The organism is Ochrobactrum sp. XJ1 (genome assembly GCF_024701725.1).
GTDB lineage: Bacteria > Pseudomonadota > Alphaproteobacteria > Rhizobiales > Rhizobiaceae > Brucella > Brucella anthropi.
Window position 1 is genome coordinate 398,781 of record NZ_VDGD01000003.1, and the last position, 21,052, is coordinate 419,832.

The window sequence follows — 21,052 nt, forward strand, 5'->3', positions numbered from 1 at the left end:
ACTCGCAAGTTTCTGGAGGTAAAGTTGGTCACTCTTTCCAGCCGCAGTGCGGTCGAGCCCTTTCACGCTATGGACGTTTTGGCTGAGGCAAACCGTCGTCGCGCAGCCGGGCACCCGATTATTTCCATGGCGGTAGGCCAGCCTGCGGATCCGGCACCGGTGGTCGTTCGAGAAGCCGCTGAACGTGCCTTGAAGGACGGTCGCATTGGTTACACTGACGCTCTGGGGCTGATTGAACTGAGAGAGGCCATTGCTGGGCATTATGCCGATCATTACGGTGTTTCGGTCTCACCGGAACGTGTTGCCGTCACGACTGGCTCGTCTGCTGCATTCAATCTGGCCTTTGTGGTCTATTTCGATCCGGGCGACAGGGTTGCTATTACCCGTCCCGGCTACCCCGCCTATCGCAATATATTGACGGCGCTAGGCCTTGAGGTTGTGGAAATACCGACCGGCAATGGAACATCGTCGTCACTGACTGCTGAAGCGCTTGCTGCGGCACATGCCGAGAAGCCCCTGAAAGGGGTATTGTTTGCAAGCCCGGCCAATCCGACCGGCGCGGTCATCGACAAGCCGGAACTGAAAGCGATCATCGAAACGGCGAATGAACTTGGCATTCGGGTCATTTCAGACGAAATCTATCATCGGCTTTCCTATGAAACGGACGATGTCACGGCGTTGGAGATTTCCGATGATGTGACGGTCATCAACTCGTTCTCCAAATACTACTGCATGACCGGCTGGCGTATTGGCTGGATGGTTCTGCCCGAAGACGATATCCGTGCAATCGAGCGACTGAGCCAGAGCCTTTATATCTCCGCACCGGAGCTTTCGCAGCGCGCTGCCATCGAAGCCTTCCATGCAACGGCGGAACTTGAGCGGGTAAAGGATCGCTATCGTCAGAACCGGCTGATCCTGCGGGATCATCTTCCACGCATGGGTCTCAGCCTGGCTGCACCGATGGATGGCGCATTCTATGCCTATTGCGACGTTTCGCGTTTCACCAATGACAGTATGGAATTTGCTCGCCGCATGATTGCCGAAATCAATATAGCAGCAACACCGGGACGCGATTTCGACCCGCTGGATGGACATCGCACAATGCGATTTTCCTATGCTGGCAAGATCGAAGAAATGGAAGAGGCTGTTCGTCGCCTTGAAGGCTGGCTGCCACAACAGAAAGCCTGAGCCGGTTCCGATTTCGTCCAACCATTTACCAATATCGAAAGATAAAGAAAAACCGGCGTTTCCGCCGGTTTTTTCATTTCAATCATGAAACAGATCTCAGAAGAAACCCTTCTTCTGCCACCAGCCAGCACGCTTGGGCTTCTGGTCTTCGCTCTCGCTTGAAGTCACAACGGGCTCAGCGCTTTTCTGCGGTTCGGCAATCGTTGCTACTTCTGCTTCGACGGCTACCGTCTCTTCGACTTCGACAGCTGGTTTCGCAGCAGCTCTGCGGGTACGCCGCTTTGGCTTCTCCGCTTCTGCTTCTGCCTCATCGGCGACCGCTACCGGTTCAGCAGGAGCTTCTTCGGCAACCTTCTTGCGGCTACGGGTCTTGCGCGCAGGCTTGGCAGGCTTTTCCTCTGCTACAGCAGCTACGACGTCCTCAGCCGCTTCTTCAGTCTTCGCAGACTTGCGAGCGCGGGGCTTGCGGGCAGTCTTGGCAGGCTTGTCCTCGGCTGTTGCTTCAATAGCCGGAACAGCAACTTCAGCTGCTTGTTCCACCGCTACCGATGCAACTGCTTTGACAACAGCTTCCTCAGCTTTAACCGGCAGAACCGGCGTGTAACCGACGAACTCCGGATCTGGAACCTTGCGTGCACGCGGTTCGTCGTCGCGACGATTCTTGCGTCCGCCCCGGCGACCGCGGCGACGCTTCTTGCGGCGATCTTCTTCGCTCAGCGAAGCATTCGAAGATGATTCCTGCGCGTCATCGGCGTCATCGTCTTCGTCGGAGGCATCTTCCGAAACGGAATCGGTCTTTGCAGCCTGTTCCGGGTTCTCGCGATCACGACCGCCGCGACGACGACGACGGCGGCGACGCTTGCGATCACCTTCGTCACCACGATCTTCGCGAGCCTGAACGTCAGCCGTCGCTTCTTCTTCGGCTTCGTCCTCATCGACCGGGATTTCCGGGTCTTCGATATCGTCTTCAATATAGGCCATCGGCTGAACCGGAGGCTGAGTGATAGGCCGTGTCGACGCCGCGCCCTTGTCGATAACGAAATGCTGATGGCCGACGCTTTCGTCGGCGTCGATGCTGATGGCAACGCCGAAGCGGCCTTCCAGATCCGCCAGCAACTGACGCTTGTGGTTCAGCACATAAAGCGCCGAAGCCGCTGGCGTGCGAACATTGATGTCAAAGCCCGAATGACGCAGCAGATAATCTTCGATGCCGCGAATGATATGCAGCGCCATCGACGAATCCGAGCGGACATGGCCAGTGCCGCCGCAATGCTGGCACACCTGCATCGTGCTTTCCAGCACCGATGCGCGAATACGCTGGCGCGACATTTCCAGTAGGCCGAAATGCGAGATGCGGCCAACCTGAATGCGGGCGCGGTCGTCCTTCAGGCAATCCTTCATCTTCTTTTCGACAGCGCGATTGTTGCGCTTTTCTTCCATGTCGATGAAGTCGACGACGATCAGACCGGCCAGGTCGCGCAGGCGCAGCTGGCGCGCCACTTCCTCGGCTGCTTCCAGATTGGTCTGGAGCGCGGTGTCTTCGATGGAATGTTCGCGCGTCGAGCGACCGGAGTTGACATCGATGGCAACCAGCGCTTCGGTCTGGTTGATGATCAGATAGCCGCCCGATTTCAGCGTCACCTGCGGCAGCAGCATGCGGTCGAGCTGGGCTTCGACGCCGTTGCGTGTGAAAATCGGCACTTGTTCACGATAAGGCTGGACCACCTTGGCATGGCTCGGCATGAGCATGCGCATGAAGTCCTTGGCCTCGCGATAGCCGTTCTCGCCGGAAACGAGGATTTCCGTGATGTCCTTGTTATAAAGGTCGCGGATCGAGCGCTTGATCAGGCTGCCTTCTTCATAGACGAGAGAAGGTGCTGTCGACTGCAAGGTCAGCGTGCGGACATTTTCCCAAAGGCGCATCAGATATTCGTAGTCGCGCTTGACTTCCGCCTTGGTGCGATTGGCGCCAGCGGTACGCAGGATCACGCCCATGCCCTGCGGCACTTCGAGTTCCTTGACGATTTCCTTCAGGCGCTTGCGATCCTGCGGTTGGGTGATCTTGCGGGAAATGCCGCCGCCACGCGCGGTGTTCGGCATCAAAACCGAATAGCGTCCGGCAAGCGAAAGATAGGTCGTGAGAGCTGCGCCCTTGTTGCCGCGCTCTTCCTTGACCACCTGCACCAGAAGAATCTGGCGACGCTTGATCACTTCCTGAATGTTGTACTGGCGGCGATTGGTACGGGCAGGCGTCGGAAGCTCCTCAAGTGCATCTTCCGAACCAACAGATTCGACCATGTCCTCTTCATGTTCGATGTCGTCCTCGTCGCCGTTATCGAGGGCTTCGGAGATCACATCGCTTTTCTGCGAAAGAGCCATGGCCGGTGTGCCGGGCACGTAATTCTCAAAAGCCGGGCCAACGGGCTCGGCTGCAGGCAATCCCTTGTCGGCTGCGTTGGCCTGCGCGTCGCCATTCTGGCCGTCACGACGACCGCGACGACGGTTGCGGCGCGAACGATCGTTCCGGTCGCTGCGCTCGCTTCGTTCACTCTTGGCGCGCGGTTCGTCCTCATCGTCTTCGGCGCGTGCGGCCTTAGCTTCCGCTTCGAGCAGCGCAAGACGATCTGCTACCGGGATCTGGTAGTAGTCAGGGTGGATTTCCGAGAATGCGAGGAAGCCATGGCGATTGCCACCATATTCCACGAACGCAGCCTGAAGCGAAGGTTCGACGCGGGTAACGCGTGCGAGGTAGATATTGCCTTTCAGCTGCTTCTTGTGTTCCGACTCAAAGTCGAATTCTTCAATCTTGTTGCCCCGAGTGACGATAACCCGGGTCTCCTCCGGGTGGGAGGCATCTATAAGCATTTTGTTGGACATTATTGTCTTTCCTGCCGGCGCCAAGACGCAAAACGCGTGCGCCGGACGAAACCCTGAGGGCTGTCGTGCTCACTGCGTTGCATCTGCCGGATGGTTCTGGGTTCGTCGGAAAAAAAGCTGCTGCCTCCGCGCGCGACGGCCTCGTGGCGATCACGGTCTTCAGGCTTGCAGTGGTCAGTCTTGCTTGACCCATAGCTGTTCCGAACGAAACGACCTCATATATGACCCGGAAAAGCCGGGCCGACCTCTGTGCTCTTTTCGAGCGTTGGCGACAGCGCGTAAAGATGCGCAGTCGGCCGATAGAAACGGAGGGCGGGGGAGCCACATCTCCGCTGAATTCTGTACTGGTTATCGGGGGCGACGAATGAATATGCCGCTGTTTTCACTATCATTCCTTGCGGTTCATTTTGAGAACCGGCAAACGATTCTGATAGTTCACCCAAAACCTTTCATAGCTTTTATGGCGTCGTTTGAACGATGACAAGTGCGAATATCATTTGACATTCGCATCGCAATTTCGCCGAAAGCTGAGTATAGGCCCTGTTCAAGGTCGAAATACGGCTGGAAATCCTTCCTTAACTGTAGTTTTGTACGAGTGTTTTAATGGGTATTCGGGCGAGATGGTGCAGGGGCAAACGTGCCGGTATCGCAATTATTGATACCAGTCATTCAATGATGTTCTTGATTGTGGCAGCCGATGCATTTTCGAAGCGCTGAAAACGCTATGACACGATTGGCGAGTTTGCGATGCTTTCTGGCGTTGTTCGCTCTCTTGTCGATTTTGCTGTTGCAGGCTGTATCTGTTTCCGCTGCCGATCGCGTGACGTCTCCATTATCAGCACTGACTTTCCGGATGGCCGGCGACGATCTGCGAACGCGCATTGTTGTCATGTTCGATCAGGAGCCAAAGCTGTCGACCCTGCTTCTGGATAATCCACATCGTCTGGTTGTCGACCTGCCTGAGACGCGGTTTGGTTTTGATGAAAAAAGCCTCGAAGCCCGAGGACTGGTATCCCGAGTTCGTTACGGGCTGGTGGGCAAGGGTCGTTCACGCCTCATCCTGACATTACGCGGTCCGTTCAAGGTCGAGGATCTCCGTGTTCTGAAAAATGACAGCGCATCGGGCTATCGCCTTGTGGCCGATATCGTTGCGACTTCGGATCGCGAGTTTGCAGATCAGCTCAAGGGACGCGAGGAAATAACAAGTTCCACGGATCGCAGTGAAAAGCCTGTTCAAGCCGCATCCCAGAGCACGCCCGCCACGCGTCCGTTTACCGTTATGATCGATCCCGGTCACGGCGGTATCGATAGCGGTGCGGAAAGCCTGAGCGGCATCAAGGAAAAAGACCTGACCCTCGCTTTCGGACAGGAGCTCAGAGATCGTCTGGCGCAGGACAAGAATATCAAAGTTCTCATGACGCGTGATGACGACACTTATCTGAGACTTTCAGAACGGGTGCGGATTGCGCGTCAGCACGAAGCGGATTTGTTCATTTCCATCCATGCCGATACGATCAATCAGCATGATATTCGCGGTGCCACGGTCTACACAATTTCCGACAAGGCATCGGACTCCGTTGCGCGCGCCATGGCTGAGCGTGAGAACAAGTCTGACACCCTTGCAGGTGCAGCGCCTGAGGAGCAGCCCGAGGTCACCGACATTCTTCTCGATCTGACGAGACGCGAAACGCATACATTCTCGTTGAGCTTTGCCGAGAAGGTGATTCATTCGCTGCAAGGACAAGTGAATCTCATCAATAATCCGCATCGCTTTGCCGGTTTTCAGGTGCTGCGTGCGCCGGATGTGCCGTCCGTCTTGATCGAAATCGGATATTTGTCCAATGCCGAGGACGAAAAACTGATCAGCAATCCTGAGTGGCGCAAGAAGCTTGCAGACCGGCTGGCGATTGCGATCAGGGCTTTTGAAGCCTTGAAGCATCCCGCAAGCGTGAGCAAAGGGTAGGGACCTGAAAAGTGGAGATGTCCCACTTGGAGTTACATGCGCTTCAGCTTATAAGATGCATGCTTGCAACAGTTTTGTGGATTTTCGTCGTGCGGACGAAAGTGACCGCGTTAAATTGGTAAAAACACGTAAACCATCTTGCCTTTGACTCATTTGCTGGTCACTAAGCCAGTAGTTGCCATACGGCATAATTGGGTTAAAGGGTTGGCTGTTCGTGCTTTGACCCTTATCATGTGAATAATCTGAAGGCAGGATTCCGCATTTATGGTAAGGCTTATCGGATATTTCTTCGGGATCGGAACGGTGCTGATGCTCCTCGTGGCAGGTGGCGTCGCCCTTTACGTTGGAAGTCTCACGAAGGATTTGCCAGATTACGAGGTGCTCGCAAAATACGAGCCGCCCGTCATGACGCGTGTTCACGCCTCGGACGGTAGTCTGATGTCGGAATTCGCGCGCGAGCGCCGTCTTTATATTCCTATTCAGGCCGTGCCGAACCGTGTGAAAGCCGCTTTCGTTTCGGCTGAAGACAAGACCTTCTACGAACATCATGGTCTCGATTTTGCGGGTCTCGCCCGTGCCATGATAACCAACGTCAAGAATATGGGCTCTGGTCGTCGCCCGGTTGGCGCATCCACGATCACGCAGCAGGTTGCGAAGAACTTTCTTCTGACGTCCAAGCAGACCTATGATCGCAAGATCAAAGAAGCCATTCTGGCGATGCGCATCGAGCAGGCCTACTCGAAGGATCGCATTCTCGAGCTCTATCTCAACGAAATCTTCTTCGGTCTTGGTTCCTACGGTATTGCCAGCGCGGCTTTGACCTATTTCGACAAATCGGTCGGCGAACTTTCCATCGCAGAGAGCGCTTATCTCGCAGCCCTGCCGAAAGGTCCGAACAATTACCATCCTTTCCGCCAGCCCGAGCGCGCTATCGAGCGCCGCAACTGGGTGATCGACCGGATGAGCGAAAACGGCTACATCACCGCCGAAGAAGCGACGGAAGCCAAGAAGCAGCCGCTCGGTGTGAAGGAACGTTCAGACGCCCATTATGTGTTCGCGTCGGAATATTTCACTGAGGAAGTGCGCCGTCAGATCATCCAGAAATACGGTGTCGATGCGCTTTACGAAGGCGGTCTTTCTGTTCGCACTACGCTGAACCCGACCTTGCAGGTCGAGGCTCGCAAGTCCCTGCAGGCGGCATTGCTTCGTTATGATGAGGCGCGTGGCTGGCGCGGTCCCATGAAGAATGTCGAGCTTGGCAATGACTGGGGTACGGCCTTCGGTGACATGCAGTCCTACGCGGACGTGCCGGAATGGCAGCTTGCGATCGTCCTCAATGTTTCTGCCGCTGGCGCAGACATCGGTCTGCAGCCACCGCTTGAGGCATCGGGCTCGCGCAGCAAGGAGCGCAAGCGCGCATTCATCGCTGCTGATGATATGAAGTGGGCCATGCGTGTCGTGAATATCGGTGGCAAGCGCACCAGCGCCAAGTCGCCGGAAGGCGTTCTGAAGGCGGGTGACATTGTCTATGTCTCCAAGGAAGGTGATTCCCGTTTCCGTCTCCAGCAGCCGCCGAAGCTTGAAGGTGCGCTCGTTGCCATGGACCCGCATACCGGCCGTGTTCTGGCCATGGTTGGCGGTTTCTCCTATGCGGAATCGGAATTTAACCGCGCAACACAGGCCTATCGTCAGCCCGGTTCTTCGTTCAAGCCGTTTGTTTATGCTGCGGCTCTCGACAATGGCTATACGCCTGCTTCCGTTGTTCTGGACGGTCCGCTGGAAGTCAATCAGGGTGGTACGCTCGGCGTCTGGGCGCCGAAGAATTATTCCGGCAAGTTCTCCGGTCCTTCTACGCTGCGCTACGGTATCGAACAGTCGCGTAACGTCATGACTGTGCGTCTTGCACAGGACATGGGCATGAAACTTGTAGCCGAATATGCCGAACGCTTCGGTATCTACGACAAGATGCTGCCGGTTCTTTCGATGGCGCTTGGTGCCGGCGAAACGACTGTTCTGCGCATGGTGACCGCATATTCCATCATTGCGAATGGCGGCCAGAGCATAACGCCGTCGATGATCGACCGCATTCAGGACCGCTACGGCAAGACGGTCTTCAAGCACGATGCCCGCCAGTGCGAGGGCTGCAATGCACAGGATTGGGCAAATCAGGATGAGCCGACGCTGATCGACAATCGCGATCAGGTACTTGATCCGATGACCGCCTATCAGATCACCTCGATGATGGAAGGCGTCGTTCAGCGCGGTACAGCGCAGATCTTGAAGAGCCTCGACCGTCCGATGGCTGGCAAGACCGGTACGACAAACGACGAAAAGGATGCCTGGTTCGTCGGCTTTACGCCCGATCTCGTAGTTGGCGTCTTCATGGGTTACGATACGCCGACGCCGCTCGGTCGCGGCAACACCGGTGGTGGTCTGGCCGCGCCTGTGTTCAAGTCGTTCATGGAACAGGCTCTGGTCGGGACGCCGAAAGTCGACTTCCGCGTGCCGGAAGGCATGACGGTCATCGCTATCAACCGCAAAACCGGTATGCGCGCCAATCAGGGCGATCCGAATGTGATCATGGAAGCGTTCAAACCGGGGACGGGTCCATCGGATAGCTATTCGGTTATCGGCATGGATTCCTTCCGCGAAGGTTCTCCGGTTGCACCACAGTCGCCGCAGGCAACACGTGCGATCAACTCGGGATCTGGCGGACTTTACTGACCGGGAAAGCAGGGCTTTGCCCTTTACACCGCGCCGCGTGCTGACTATGGTCCGCGGCGCTTGGGCTATTCGTCCATGCCCGAAAGTCTGGGCCTCGTAACGACCGGTTCAGCTTCTCAAATAAATAGAATGATAATGAAGGAACGATTTGCCCATGCGCGCGGAAATCGAGACGCTGGTTGACGAAATCCAGCAGGCCATAAGCCTGCTGAGGAGGCATCTTTGACTGGGATCAGGCGATAAAACGTCTCGGCTATCTCAATCAGAGAGCCGAAGATCCCACGCTTTGGAATGATGCTCAGGAAGCCCAAAAGCTGATGCGCGAGCGCCAGCAGCTGGAAGATAGCATCAATGGCATCAACCATCTGAAACAGACGCTGAACGACAGCATCGAACTTATCGCCATGGGCGAAGAAGAGGACGACAAGTCGATCATTCAGGACGCGGAAAACACCATCCGCGAACTGAAGCAAGAGATCGACCGTCGCCAGATCGATATGCTGTTGTCGGGCGAAGCCGACGCGAACGACACCTATGTCGAAGTGCATGCCGGTGCCGGTGGTACGGAAAGCCAGGACTGGGCGTCGATGCTCTTGCGCATGTATACGCGCTGGGCCGAGCGCAACGGCCGCAAGGTCGAAGTGATGGAAGTGCACGAAGGCGAAGAAGCGGGCATCAAGTCCGCGACCATTCTCGTCAAGGGGCACAATTCATACGGCATGATGAAGACCGAATCGGGCGTCCATCGCCTGGTGCGAATTTCGCCCTATGATTCCAACGCCCGCCGTCATACGTCTTTTGCCAGCATCTGGGTTTATCCTGTCATCGATGACAATATCGATGTGCAGGTTACGGAGGCGGATGTTCGCATCGATACCTACCGCGCTTCGGGCGCGGGCGGCCAGCACGTCAACACCACCGATTCGGCAGTGCGTATCACACATATTGCGACCGGAATCGTGGTGCAGTGTCAGGCAGAGCGCTCACAGCACAAGAACCGCGAAAAGGCATGGTCGATGCTGCGCGCTCGCCTCTATGAAGAGGAACTGAAAAAGCGCGAAGCAGCGACGGATGCGGCGAATGCCACCAAGACCGAAATCGGTTGGGGACACCAGATTCGCTCCTACGTCCTGCAGCCTTATCAGCTCGTCAAGGATCTGCGTACCGGCGTTGAAAGCACCAACCCGCAGGAGGTGCTGGATGGCTCCGTTACGCCGTTCATGGAAGCCGCACTTGCCCACCGAATTCAGGGTGGCGGCGAAATGATCGACGATATCGACTGATCATTCGCAAACATGCGTGCATAAAGCGAAACCCGGCCTTTGGCCGGGTTTTCTCGTTTCAGAGGCTCAGAGCAATGGTTCTATCTGTTTGCCTGCCTTGAGGAAATTGACCGGATTGATCGCCCGGCCGTTTTCGCGGACTTCATAGTGCAGATGACTGCCGGTGGAACGTCCGGAACTTCCTGCCTCGCCGACAACCGCTCCGGTGGCAACCTGTTGACCGTCGCGTACCAGAACGCGGCTCAGATGGGCAAAACGGGTTGAGAATCCATTACCATGATCAATTTCGACCATGTTGCCATATCCGCCAAAGCGACCAGCCTTTACAACCTTGCCCGCTGCGGTGGACTTCACCGTCTGACCGTATGCTGCGCGAAAGTCGATACCGGAATGGAACGCAGCCGTACCTAGAAATGGATCGCGGCGCACGCCAAACAGGCTGGTAACGGGCTTGCCCGGAGCCGGATTGGCCAAGGGCAGGGCGCTTACGCGTTTGCGTACCTGATCAAGCCGATCAAGCGCGCTGTCGAGATTGCGCAATTGCATGTCGAAATCATTGACCACCATACCGGGCGACGAAACCGGGATAAGCGGCCCGCCCATTGCAATAGCCGCATTGGCAGGCGTTTCGATACGCAGCCCGGCGGCGTTCAAAGTATCGAGGATGCTGTCGGCCTTTTCATAGGCGGCGTCAGCCAGAACACGCACCTTGCCATTCTGCTCGCTTTCGATGCGATGAAGGTTCTGGGTTATCGTGGCCAATATCTTGTCGGAAGTCTCAAGTGTCGATTCACCCGAAAGTCCGCCAGAAAGACGCAGTCCTATGGAGCCGGCATCGGCGCGGCGATCAGGCTTCCCTGCAGGTGCCTTTCCTGGAACTGGACCGGTAATGATTGGGTCGATACTTGGAAACTCACGTCCTGCCAGCGCTTCATCGGGGATAAGCTGGCTATGCTGCTCCTGATCAGGCACGCCTTCCGTCGGCATTTCCGGCATTGGCTGCAATTGCGAAGCTCGTTCCAGCAGAGGTGCGAGTTTTCCGTCGCGCGCATTCAGCGTTTGCTGGCGCTGCATCAGTTCGGCGACCTTGTTCTCCATCACCTGCTGATCGAGCATTTGACGGCTGGTGATGCGATCAACCTCGGTGCGAAGGGCTGAAATGCGGTCCTCATAGAGCTGCTGGTTGCGGGCATGGCGCGCAATGCCGGCGCTCATCAGGTCGTCGCGAAGCACCAGATAGGCAGTTGCTCCCAAATAACCGGCCGAAAGCGCCAGAAAAGCAGCACCTCCAAGAGCGGCCATCCATGGACGAAATGTGAAATGGCTGATCTTTTCGCCGCGCGCAATAATCAGGACAGGCGGTTCCTTGCGCTCTCCGAACACCTTTTTCGTCGATGTCTTTGCCTGCTTCCCAGTCATGCCAGCCGCATGCCCCTTCTCGATTCCCTTGTTTGATTACAACTTATTAGGGTTAACAGACCTTTACATTCGAGGCTTGCGCGGGCCATGCGAGCAGTTTTGTTTTTACTGAAGAGTTTAGAGAAGCGACTAGATGGATACCGGTGATAAAGAGCGGTAGAAAGACGGCGTCAGCCCAGCTTCGGCACGCGCCAGTTCATTGAACGGTGGTTTGAGATCGCCACGGAAATTGGCGCGAACCAGTTCGCGAAATCGCGCTGCCGGATCGATTTTGTTTCGGGCGCAGAAGAAACGAAACCATTTAGCGCCAACAGCGACATGGGTTTTCTCGTCATTGTAGATGACGTCAAGAATTGCTGCAGTCTCGTGGTCGCCGGTTTCGATCATCTTTTCGAGCAGCGACGGCGTGACATCGAGCCCGCGTGCCTCGAGTATAAGCGGCACGACAGCGAGACGAGCTTCCAGATCGTTGCGGGTCTGGTGCGCTGATTGCCAAAGCCCGTCATGAGCAGGCATGTCGCCATAGTCTGCGCCAAGCGACTTGAGGCGATCACGCAACAGCGTGAAATGCCGCGCTTCGTCGTCGGCAACTTTCATCCAACCATCGAAAAAACTGCGCGGTATCTGTTTGGCGGCAAAACGGGCAACGATGTCGAGCGCAAGATCGATGGCGTTCAGTTCGATATGGGCGAGCGCGTGCATCAGCGCGATGCGCCCGTGTTCCGTGTGGAGCGACCGCTTTTTCAACATACGAGGAGGTAAGAGCTCCGGCTTTTCGGGGCGTCCGGGACGCTCGGGCAAAGGCGGGTCGAGGGGGCTGCGAACCGACAGCGTGCGACCGAACCAGCGAGTAGCGGTTTCTCGCGTCAGCCTGACCTTTTCGTCGAGATCACGGGCGGATATGGCGCGGATGGCATTGCCGCGCAGCGTTTGCTCGTATGAAGGCTTGTTTGACATCGTTCAAAGGGCGCGGGCAGCTTCCAGAACTGCCTCGGCGTGGCCGTCGACTTTGACCTTGTTCCAGACACGAGCGATGCGTCCTTCTGCATCGATCAGGAATGTCGTGCGTTCCACGCCCATATATTTGCGGCCATACATGCTCTTCTCGACCCACACGCCATAGGCTTCGAGCGCTACACGATCTTCATCGGCAGCAAGTTCGACGGTCAGATCGTGCTTCTTGCGAAATTTTGCATGTTTCGTCGCGCTATCGGGAGAAAGACCGATGACGCGAACGCCGACCTTGTCGAACTCCGGCTTCAGCAGCGAGAAAGCAATCGCTTCCTTGGTGCAGCCGGACGTGTCGTCTTTCGGATAGAAGTAGATGACAACCGGCTTGCCTTTGAGAGACGACAGGGAGATTTCGCCATTATCCGAAGGCAGAGTGAAATCGGGTGCCGGATCGCCAACTTGGGGATGAGCCATATCTGCGCCTTTCTTTTATGGATTAGGATGGAAACCACCTGTTACAGTCTGAGCTATCGCATTCAGGCAGGGCTTGTGCAACCATTGATGCTGGCGTCACCGTGATGTCGGTTGAAAGGCGCAAGGCTGCCTATGCATGTATGCGATGCGGACAGGAAGCAATTATAAAACAGATAATTACGATCACTTAATGAAGTAAACTCTGAAGGGTCGTATGGAATGGCACTCTTTTTCTGGCTGGGTTGTTGACAGAGAAACCGCAGAAGATCCGCTTCAGCAAGCGGGACATGAAAAGAATCGAGCGTCTCGCCGCTGACGGCGAGGGTGGCTTTTTGCCCGGCCCGGCCCGTCCGAGCCGTTCTTTTTTATCGCGCTGTTCCCATGCGATTTTGTCGATCTGTATCCTTCTGGTGCTCATAGTCGGTGCCGGTTTTGTCATCCTTCGCAGCGGTGTCGATAGCAATCTTCTGCGTGACGAAGCACAGAAAAGCCTGACGCATATTCTCGGTGAAGGTGCGTCCGCCTCCATCGGGAGTGCGGCGCTATCGCTGGATCAGGATAGTCACGTTGCGCTCGAAGCCCGTGATGTATCGATCGCTGATCCGAAACAGGGCGTCGAAATCAGCGGAATCAAATCTGTGCGCCTGGGGCTGGCGCCGTTGCCGCTTTTGACCGGCAAGGTACGTGTTGCTCAACTCGAGGTGGATGGCGTTTCCTTTGAAATGCCAGAAACAAAAGGTCCGGGATTCTGGAAGTCCTTGCCTTACGACGAACATGGCATTGTCGATTTCGATGCGGTTTCGGGTGAGCTTTTCGCCGCCATGCGCCGCAGTCTGGAGCTTTTGCGTGCGCAGGACACGCATGTCATAGGCATTTTCAACAGCACCGTTGCATTCAAGGTTGGCGATGAACAGCAGGTTCTGGATATCGAACAGGCCCGCCTCATCGAAAATGGTGGGAAGATCGACATCACCGGCAGCGTCATCTGGAAAGGCAAGAAAATTGCACTGGATGGCAAGATCGACCGGCATGCGGGTGACAACAGTCTGGCCGGCTTCGAGCTGAATGTCCGCGATATTCCCGTTGCATTGGGTTCCCCGCCAGAAGTTTCTCCCGTCATAAATGGCAATCGTGTCAATCCGGCCCATTTCGAACTGGAAGCATCGGCACGCTTGTCCTTGACAGGATCGGCTGCAGATGGCGACCAGCCGGAACGTCTTGCAACGGAACTCGCTGTCGACGGCATAGATATGCAGCTCGGCAAGGTTGAAGACGTGCGTGGTGGTGTTCGCCTTAATCTTGAACATACGGTAGGAAGCCGAAAGATCGAGATCAAGTCGTCCCGGCTGCAGCTTGGCGGGATGCAGGCACAGTTCAACGGGGCATTTGGTCCGGAACCGGAAGCTGAAAACAATACGGGCGGTCCGACATATCGCTTCGAGGTTCTGACCACTTCGGCGACGAGTATGCCATCGGAATCGACCGATCCGCCGCTATCCTTCGCAACACGGATAGCTGGGCGCTATATGGCCGACCAGCAACGCATCCAGTTTGCCAATCTCGATGTGCAGACGGAAACCGGTCAGCTCTTTGGTCAGGGAAGCATGGGCTTCGGTGCCGGTTCGCCGGAGATGATCTTCTTGCTGCGCATTCCCCAAATGCCAGTTGCAGACGCCAAGCACCTATGGCCCATCGATGTTGCGGATGGCGCACGCGAATGGGTGCTTAAAAACCTCTTTGGTGGAACTCTTAAAGACAGCCGCATCGATATTTCGCTCGCAGGCGGTCGTTTCAACGGACCCGGTCTGCCACCACCGCTGACTGGTGACGAAATCAAGGCTGATTTCAAGGTTTTTGATACACGTTTTGATGTCGTTGGAGAACTGCCGCCCGTGCGCGATGCCGATGGTGAGATATCGGTTCGTGGCGCCTATACGACCATCAAGCTTTTGAAAGGCGTGGCCTACACGCCAAACAACCGTAAAGTTGATGTGTCTGACGGCACGCTCATCATTCCATGGGGGCCACAACGGCCGGTTATCGCGGAACTGGATCTCGGTGTTTCCGGTGAGGCATCGGCAATCGCTGAAATTGCCGGAAACAAGCCTATCGACGTTTTGAAGAATGTGCCGTTTCTGCCCGGCGACGTGACCGGTGATGTGAAGTCGCGCGTTAAGGTAAACTTTGCCGTTTCCAAGGATCCGCCGCCCGGCACGCTTCGCTGGAACGCTGACATTGGCTTCACCGGTCTCGACATTTCGAAGCCGATAGCCGGATCGTCCGTCAATGATGCGACAGGCAGTATCAAAGTAGATCAGTCGGCGGCCATTATTACTGCCGATGCAAAACTGGATGGTGTTCCTGCAAAAATCAGCATGGTCGAGCCCGTCAATCGTTCGGGTCCGGTCAAGCGCGAGCAGAAGGTCAAGCTGGATATCGACGACAAGACCCGTGATGCAGTCTTTCCCGGTTTGAATTCCATCTTCTCCGGCCCCATGTCTGTTGATCTTGGGATGGATGATGGCGGCAAGCGCCATGTTTCAGCCGATCTCGGCAAGACGCAGATCGATCTGCCATGGCTCGGATGGCGCAAAGGGGCAGGCATACCGGCGAAGGCAACCTTCGATCTGGTCCAGAGCGCGGACGACAAGAGCAAGATGGACATCAATAATCTTGTCTTCTCTGGCGATGCCTTTGGAGCGAAGGGCGATCTTTCCATTGCGAAAGGCGATTTTCAATCGGCGAATTTCAGCGAGATACGCCTGAACCGAAACGATAATCTTGCAGTCAAAGCGACCAAGAGCGGCGGCGGCTATCGGGTTAATGTGCGTGGTTCGCAGTTCGATGCGCGGGCTCTGATCAAGCAAGTTTCCGACCTTGGCGAGAAGGGCAGCGGCGGCGGTAAAAGCAATAATCCGCGCGTGGTCGTGAGCGCTCAGATCGATGCAGTCAGCGGCTTTAACGGTGAAGCTTTAAGCAATGTCGCTGTCTCCTACGAGAGCGCGGGCAGCAAAGTATCGGGCGTATCGGTCAATGCTGTAACGTCGTCTGGCGAATCCTTTGTGGCAACGAACAATGACCAGGGCGATGCTCGCTCCATTTCGCTGCAATCGAATGATGCAGGAGCGGTTCTTCGGTTCTTCGATTTCTACGACAAAATGCGCGGTGGCAAGATCACGGTTGGTCTCGCCGCACAGGGCAACGGCCCATTGCGTGGTCAGATCGATGCGCGCAATTTTGCGATCATCAACGAGCCGCGTCTTGCGAAAATCGTTTCCAGTTCGCCATCGAGCGGCGGCACAAGTCTCAATCAGGCCGTAAAACGGGATATCGATGTTTCGCGCGTTGATATCGAGCGCGGTTTTTCGTTGATTGAGAAGGGCAACGGTTATCTGAACCTGTCCAAGGGTGTCGTTCGCGGTCCGACCGTCGGCACGACCTTCCAGGGAACGCTCTATGACAAGCAGGGCAATATGTCGATCACCGGCACATTCATGCCCGCCTATGGTGTCAATCGGCTGTTCGGCGAACTACCCATCTTTGGCGCGCTGCTCGGAAATGGTCGCGATCGCGGCTTGATCGGAATCACTTACAAGCTTACTGGCAGCGCCAAGCAGCCGCAGGTGATCGTCAATCCGATCTCCGTCATCGCGCCGGGCATATTCCGCTCAATCTTTGAGTTTTGATAACAAAAAAACCGGGCGCGAGGCCCGGCTTTTTTGGTTCAGTTGTCGCCCGTTTTATGCAGGGCGGATCAGTACGTGACGCTTCTTGCCGAGAGACAGCTTGATAACGCCTTGATCGTTCAGTGCACCAGCATCTACGGTCATGCGAGGATCGCTGACTGGTTCGTCATTGATACGTACGGCGCCACCTTCAACGTGACGGCGGGCTTCGCCATTAGTCGTGCAGAGTTCGGCCAGAACCATCAGCGCCAAAACCCCGATGCCGCTGTTCAGCGTTGCCTTGTGAACGCCGACTGTCGGAAGATTTTCCGACAGTTCGCCATCCTCAAAAGTCTTGCGCGCTGTTTCTGCGGATTCCTCGGCCGCATCGCGACCGTGGAGCATGGCCGTTACTTCCGTCGCGAGGATTTTCTTCGCTTCGTTGATTTCGACGCCTTCGAGCGCTGCTAGCTTGGCAATTTCGTCCAGCGGAAGCGTCGTATAGAGCTTCAGGAAGCGCTCGACATCGGCGTCCTCCGTGTTGCGCCAGTACTGCCAGAAATCATAGGCGCTCAGCATTTCAGCGTTCAGCCAGATTGCGCCGCCAAGCGACTTGCCCATCTTCTGGCCCGATGCTGTCGTCAGCAGTGGCGAGGTGAGGGCATAAAGCTGTGGGGTCCCCATACGGTGACCGAGATCGATACCGTTGATGATATTGCCCCACTGATCCGAACCGCCCATCTGCAGACGCAGATCGTAGCGTTTGCTCAGTTCCACGAAATCGTAGGCCTGAAGGATCATGTAGTTGAATTCGAGGAATGACAGCGACTGCTCGCGATCGAGGCGCGTCTTCACCGAATCGAACGAAAGCATGCGATTGACCGAGAAATGACGGCCCACATCGCGCAGGAATTCCAGGTAATTGATGTTGCGCAGCCAGTCGGCATTATTGACCATCAGGGCATCGGTCGCACTGTCACCAAAGGTGAGGTAGTTGGCGAAGACGCGCTTGATGCCGGCAATGTTCTCGGCAATCGTATCTTCGGTCATCAGCTTGCGGGCTTCGTCCTTGAAGGACGGATCACCGACCATGCCGGTGCCGCCGCCCATCAGCGCAACAGGCTTGTGCCCGGTCTGCTGGAGCCAGTGCAGCATCATGATCTGGATCAGACCGCCCGCATGAAGGCTTGGAGCCGTAGGATCGAAGCCGATATAGGCCGTCACGGTTTCCTTGGCCAACAATTCGTCGAGGCCACTTTCATCGGAAATTTGATGAATGAAGCCACGCTCGGAAAGCGTGCGAAGAAAATCGGATTTGAAACCGGACATTCCTTTTCCCTGACTGATAAGGCGAAGTTGAAACTGGTCGCAAGCGGCTGCTTGCATCCCTGTGATATGTCCGCCTTTAGCACCAATCAACCGCCAATAACAAGGAAACTCCCGAATTGATGGGTTGCGAACCAGTAATTTGGCTTCATTGCGCGTCAGAAAACAGTTGGAGCACAGATCTGATTCAATCAGACCGAAACGCGCTCTAGTGTTGCGCCGTGTTCGAAAACAGATTGAGCACTATGACACCGGCAATGATCAATCCCATGCCGAGCACTGCCGCGAGGTCGAGCTTCTGGCCGAACACCAGCCAGCCGATCAGGGCCACGAGCGTGACGCCGATCCCGGACCAGACCGCATAGGCGATCCCGACAGGAATGCTCTTCAAGGTCATGGAAAGAAAATAGAAAGCCAGACCGTAAGCGACGACAACGATCAAGGACGGCCCAAGCCGTGTGAAACCTTCTGATGCCTTGAGGCTAAGCGTTCCGATGACTTCGGACACTATGGCGATAGCAAGAATGGCATAAACCGGCATGTCACGCTCATGAGATGGATTTGAGAAAACGAATCATTGGATCGCGATGGTAGCATCGCATAAAAAATCCGGCGGGAGACCCGCCGGATGAGACGCTGCAAATCTGGAAAACGACAGCTGAATTTCTTGTAAGCTTAACGCAGGCGCTTCGGACGCGCTTCGACCAGTTCGCCTGCAAGGCGGCGATCCAGATACTCTGCGCAATCCTCGATGAGCTCATCGCCCTGACCGGTGAAGAAGTGGTTCGCGCCCGGAATCGTCGTCTGGGTGATCGTGATACCCTTCTGGGTTTTCAGTTTGTCGACCAGAGCCTGCACATCCTTTGGCGGCGCCACCTTGTCCTGATCGCCATGGATGATGAGACCGGACGAAGGGCAGGGTGCGAGGAAGGCGAAATCATATGTATTCGGCTGCGGCGCAACCGAAATGAAGCCTTCGATTTCCGGGCGGCGCATCAGGAGCTGCATGCCGATCCATGAACCGAACGAGTAACCGGCGACCCAGCACGTCTTGGAATCCGGATGCAGCGCCTGCACCCAGTCGAGTGCGCTTGCAGCGTCCGAAAGCTCGCCCGCACCATGATCGAATTCGCCCTGACTGCGGCCAATGCCACGGAAATTGAAGCGCAACGTGGTGAAGCCGCGCTGCTGGAACATGTAGAAGAGGTCGTAGACGATCTTGTTGTTCATCGTTCCGCCGAACTGCGGATGTGGATGAAGGATAAGCGCGATTGGAGCATTCTTTTCTTTGGAAGGCTGATAGCGACCTTCGAGGCGTCCGGCAGGGCCGTTGAAAATGACTTCTGGCATGTGTACTCCGCTCGTAACGGGAAGACCGGACTGGGGCGGCGAAACTTGACGTCGTTGGACGCCGCTTCTAGAACCGGTTGGAAATTTCGACAGACTGAAAGCGAGTTTCAGTTCCTATGGGGGCTTAATAGGCTTTTCTTGATTGAAAATTCAAGAAAATTGCGCTTCCAGAATTTTGTTTAGGAGATAGGTACGGTGAACGGGAGCGGCAAGAGGCTCTATCTGGATTATAATGCCAGTGCTCCGTTGCTTGACGAAGCACGCGAAGCGGTTATCAATGCGCTCGGCATTACCGGCAATCCATCTTCCGTGCATCGTGAAGGCCGCGCCGCGCGTGCGCTCGTCGAAGCAGCGCGCCGCAGCGTTGCAGCGCTCGTCAATGCCAGGCCAGACCATGTTTTCTTTACGTCGGGAGCAACGGAAGCCGCGTCGACGCTGCTGACACCCAATTATATGATGGGACGTTCGCCGGTCCGCCTGTCACATCTTTACGTGAGTGATACGGAACACCCTTGCATGCTGTCTGGAGGGCAGTTTGCAGCGCAGGACGTCACCGTTCTACCGGTTGATGGAAATGGCATTGTACAACTCGATGCCCTGAAAACTGCGCTTGCCGGTCATGACAAAAGCCAGGGGCTGCCACTCGTGGCCATACAGGCCGCCAACAATGAGACCGGCATCATCCAGCCGATTGCGGAAATTGCCACTATCGTGAAGGCTGCGGGCGGCATTTATATCGTCGACGCAGTCCAGGCGGTAGGACGAATTAAATTAGATATTTCAGATAATTGTGGTGATTATCTCATAATTTCCTCGCACAAGATTGGCGGCCCGAAAGGCGTCGGCGCGATTATCGCTATTTCCGACCTCATGATGCCGCGCGCGCTTGTTCGCGGCGGTGGTCAGGAAAAGGGGCATAGAGCGGGAACGGAAGCTCTGCCGCTGATCGCAGGTTTCGGTGCTGCGGCAGATACCGCTAAGACACGACTGGACGGCGAGGGCTGGTCCCCGGCGATGCGGGACAGGCTGGAGGTCGGGTTGGAGGCGATCACCCCGGATGCGGTGATCTATGGCAAATCGGTCGGCAGATTGCCGAACACGACCTTCTTTTCCCTTGAGGAGCAAAAGGCGGAAACCGTACAGATAGCTTTTGATCTCGGCGGGATTGCGCTTTCGGCAGGCTCGGCCTGCTCGTCGGGGAAAGTAGGTCCCAGCCATGTGCTGTTGGCCATGGGACATGGAGACAGCCTCGGGGCGATCCGCGTGTCACTCGAACCAACGGCCACACCCGATCAGGTCGATGCGTTTCTCGACGTGTTCCGCAAAATTATCGAGCGTCGCGCCAAGAAGGCGTGATTGCGATTCAAAAATCGAGGCCGAGCTTCTGCTTTGCAGCGGCGATATAGCCCTCGTAGCGCGTTTTAAATTCTTCCCGCTTGGCGATATCAGCGGCGATATCGTCGGAAGCGCTGGCATTTGAAATGTTGAACTTGTCGTGGGCGTCCTGAAAAAACTTCAGCTGATTGATGGTGCGGCCTTCGTCGTTCACCTGTTGTTCGAGAAACTTTACATAGTCCTGCAGATTTTGGGTGTTCATTATGGTCTCCCTTTCCTTTGGCTATCTATGTTCCTACATGCACAAGGCAAGGGCGGGCATGATTCTGATAGGCTGCCCGGAAATTCCAATTCTTCAAAGAAAATCAAGGCGTCAAAGCCGGGATGTGTCGTCTGCGATCGCCGTTTCATCGGACTGTTTCATTAAGTTGATCGTTTTAATCGGCATTTTTAGGGGCAAATTTGAACCCGGTGCTTGAAATTCAGTTTAGAGAGGT

At 55.8% G+C, this 21,052-nt stretch carries 15 protein-coding genes; 7 read left to right on the forward strand and 8 right to left on the reverse strand.

Going from position 1 to position 21,052, the window contains the following annotated elements:
- Window positions 1-24: 24 nt before the first annotated feature.
- Window positions 25-1,188 carry a pyridoxal phosphate-dependent aminotransferase gene (locus tag FG152_RS07455; protein ID WP_043062196.1) on the forward strand — a complete coding sequence of 388 codons (1,164 nt, stop codon included), beginning with the start codon at window positions 25-27 and terminating at the stop codon, window positions 1,186-1,188.
- A 96-nt stretch (window positions 1,189-1,284) separates the two neighbouring features.
- Here the strand turns inward: FG152_RS07455 and FG152_RS07460 are convergent, their stop codons facing one another.
- Window positions 1,285-4,065, reverse strand: a complete 2,781-nt coding sequence (locus FG152_RS07460; protein ID WP_036583891.1) for an Rne/Rng family ribonuclease — start codon at window positions 4,063-4,065, stop codon at window positions 1,285-1,287.
- A gap of 2 nt (window positions 4,066-4,067) precedes the next feature.
- Here FG152_RS07460 and FG152_RS07465 point away from each other — a divergent pair, with 2 nt between their 5' ends.
- The 4 genes from FG152_RS07465 to prfB all read left to right on the forward strand — a co-directional run bounded on the left by FG152_RS07465 (window position 4,068) and on the right by prfB (window position 10,035).
- A complete protein-coding gene (locus FG152_RS07465) occupies window positions 4,068-4,253 on the forward strand; it encodes a hypothetical protein (protein ID WP_010661270.1) in 186 nt (61 codons plus the stop codon).
- A 536-nt stretch (window positions 4,254-4,789) separates the two neighbouring features.
- Window positions 4,790-6,028: an N-acetylmuramoyl-L-alanine amidase gene (locus FG152_RS07470; RefSeq protein WP_010661271.1), complete on the forward strand. Its 1,239-nt coding sequence runs from the start codon at window positions 4,790-4,792 to the stop codon at window positions 6,026-6,028.
- A gap of 264 nt (window positions 6,029-6,292) precedes the next feature.
- Entirely contained in the window at window positions 6,293-8,752 is a 2,460-nt protein-coding gene (locus FG152_RS07475) for a penicillin-binding protein 1A (protein ID WP_010661272.1), read from the forward strand.
- A 154-nt stretch (window positions 8,753-8,906) separates the two neighbouring features.
- Window positions 8,907-10,035, forward strand: a protein-coding gene (prfB, locus tag FG152_RS07480) for a peptide chain release factor 2 (RefSeq protein WP_105529024.1) whose coding sequence is annotated in 2 segments (ribosomal slippage) — window positions 8,907-8,975 and window positions 8,977-10,035 — 1,128 coding nt in all. Because the reading frame shifts where the segments join, the coding sequence is not laid out codon by codon here.
- A gap of 66 nt (window positions 10,036-10,101) precedes the next feature.
- Here prfB and FG152_RS07485 read toward each other — a convergent pair.
- The 3 genes from FG152_RS07485 to FG152_RS07495 form a co-directional block, all read right to left on the reverse strand.
- A complete protein-coding gene (locus tag FG152_RS07485; protein ID WP_043062144.1) occupies window positions 10,102-11,454 on the reverse strand; it encodes a M23 family metallopeptidase in 1,353 nt (450 codons plus the stop codon).
- A gap of 129 nt (window positions 11,455-11,583) precedes the next feature.
- Window positions 11,584-12,411: a ferritin-like domain-containing protein gene (locus FG152_RS07490; protein WP_036583909.1), complete on the reverse strand. Its 828-nt coding sequence runs from the start codon at window positions 12,409-12,411 to the stop codon at window positions 11,584-11,586.
- Between the two features lie 3 nt (window positions 12,412-12,414).
- Window positions 12,415-12,879, reverse strand: coding sequence for a peroxiredoxin (locus tag FG152_RS07495; RefSeq protein WP_498985677.1), 465 nt, complete (start codon window positions 12,877-12,879; stop codon window positions 12,415-12,417).
- Window positions 12,880-13,166: 287 nt separating this feature from the next.
- Between FG152_RS07495 and FG152_RS07500 the strand changes: the two genes are divergently transcribed.
- Window positions 13,167-16,565, forward strand: a complete 3,399-nt coding sequence (locus FG152_RS07500; RefSeq protein WP_029376255.1) for an AsmA family protein — start codon at window positions 13,167-13,169, stop codon at window positions 16,563-16,565.
- 54 nt (window positions 16,566-16,619) lie between these two features.
- On the opposite strand, the gene tyrS is transcribed toward FG152_RS07500, so the two are convergent.
- The 3 genes from tyrS to FG152_RS07515 all read right to left on the reverse strand — a co-directional run bounded on the left by tyrS (window position 16,620) and on the right by FG152_RS07515 (window position 19,220).
- Window positions 16,620-17,873 carry a tyrosine--tRNA ligase gene (tyrS, locus tag FG152_RS07505; RefSeq protein WP_010661278.1) on the reverse strand — a complete coding sequence of 418 codons (1,254 nt, stop codon included), beginning with the start codon at window positions 17,871-17,873 and terminating at the stop codon, window positions 16,620-16,622.
- A gap of 205 nt (window positions 17,874-18,078) precedes the next feature.
- Complete coding sequence (locus tag FG152_RS07510) at window positions 18,079-18,411, reverse strand: DMT family transporter (RefSeq protein WP_010661279.1); 333 nt, start codon at window positions 18,409-18,411, stop codon at window positions 18,079-18,081.
- A 134-nt stretch (window positions 18,412-18,545) separates the two neighbouring features.
- Window positions 18,546-19,220: an alpha/beta hydrolase gene (locus tag FG152_RS07515; protein ID WP_010661280.1), complete on the reverse strand. Its 675-nt coding sequence runs from the start codon at window positions 19,218-19,220 to the stop codon at window positions 18,546-18,548.
- 195 nt (window positions 19,221-19,415) lie between these two features.
- On the opposite strand from FG152_RS07515, the gene FG152_RS07520 reads away from it, so the two are divergent.
- The gene (locus FG152_RS07520; protein WP_498985680.1) at window positions 19,416-20,576 is read left to right on the forward strand and encodes a cysteine desulfurase family protein; all 1,161 of its coding nucleotides are present in this window, start codon (window positions 19,416-19,418) and stop codon (window positions 20,574-20,576) included.
- A 7-nt stretch (window positions 20,577-20,583) separates the two neighbouring features.
- On the opposite strand, the gene FG152_RS07525 is transcribed toward FG152_RS07520, so the two are convergent.
- On the reverse strand, window positions 20,584-20,817 hold the full coding sequence (locus tag FG152_RS07525) for a hypothetical protein (RefSeq protein WP_029924926.1): 234 nt from the start codon (window positions 20,815-20,817) through the stop codon (window positions 20,584-20,586).
- Between the last annotated feature and the right edge of the window lie 235 nt (window positions 20,818-21,052).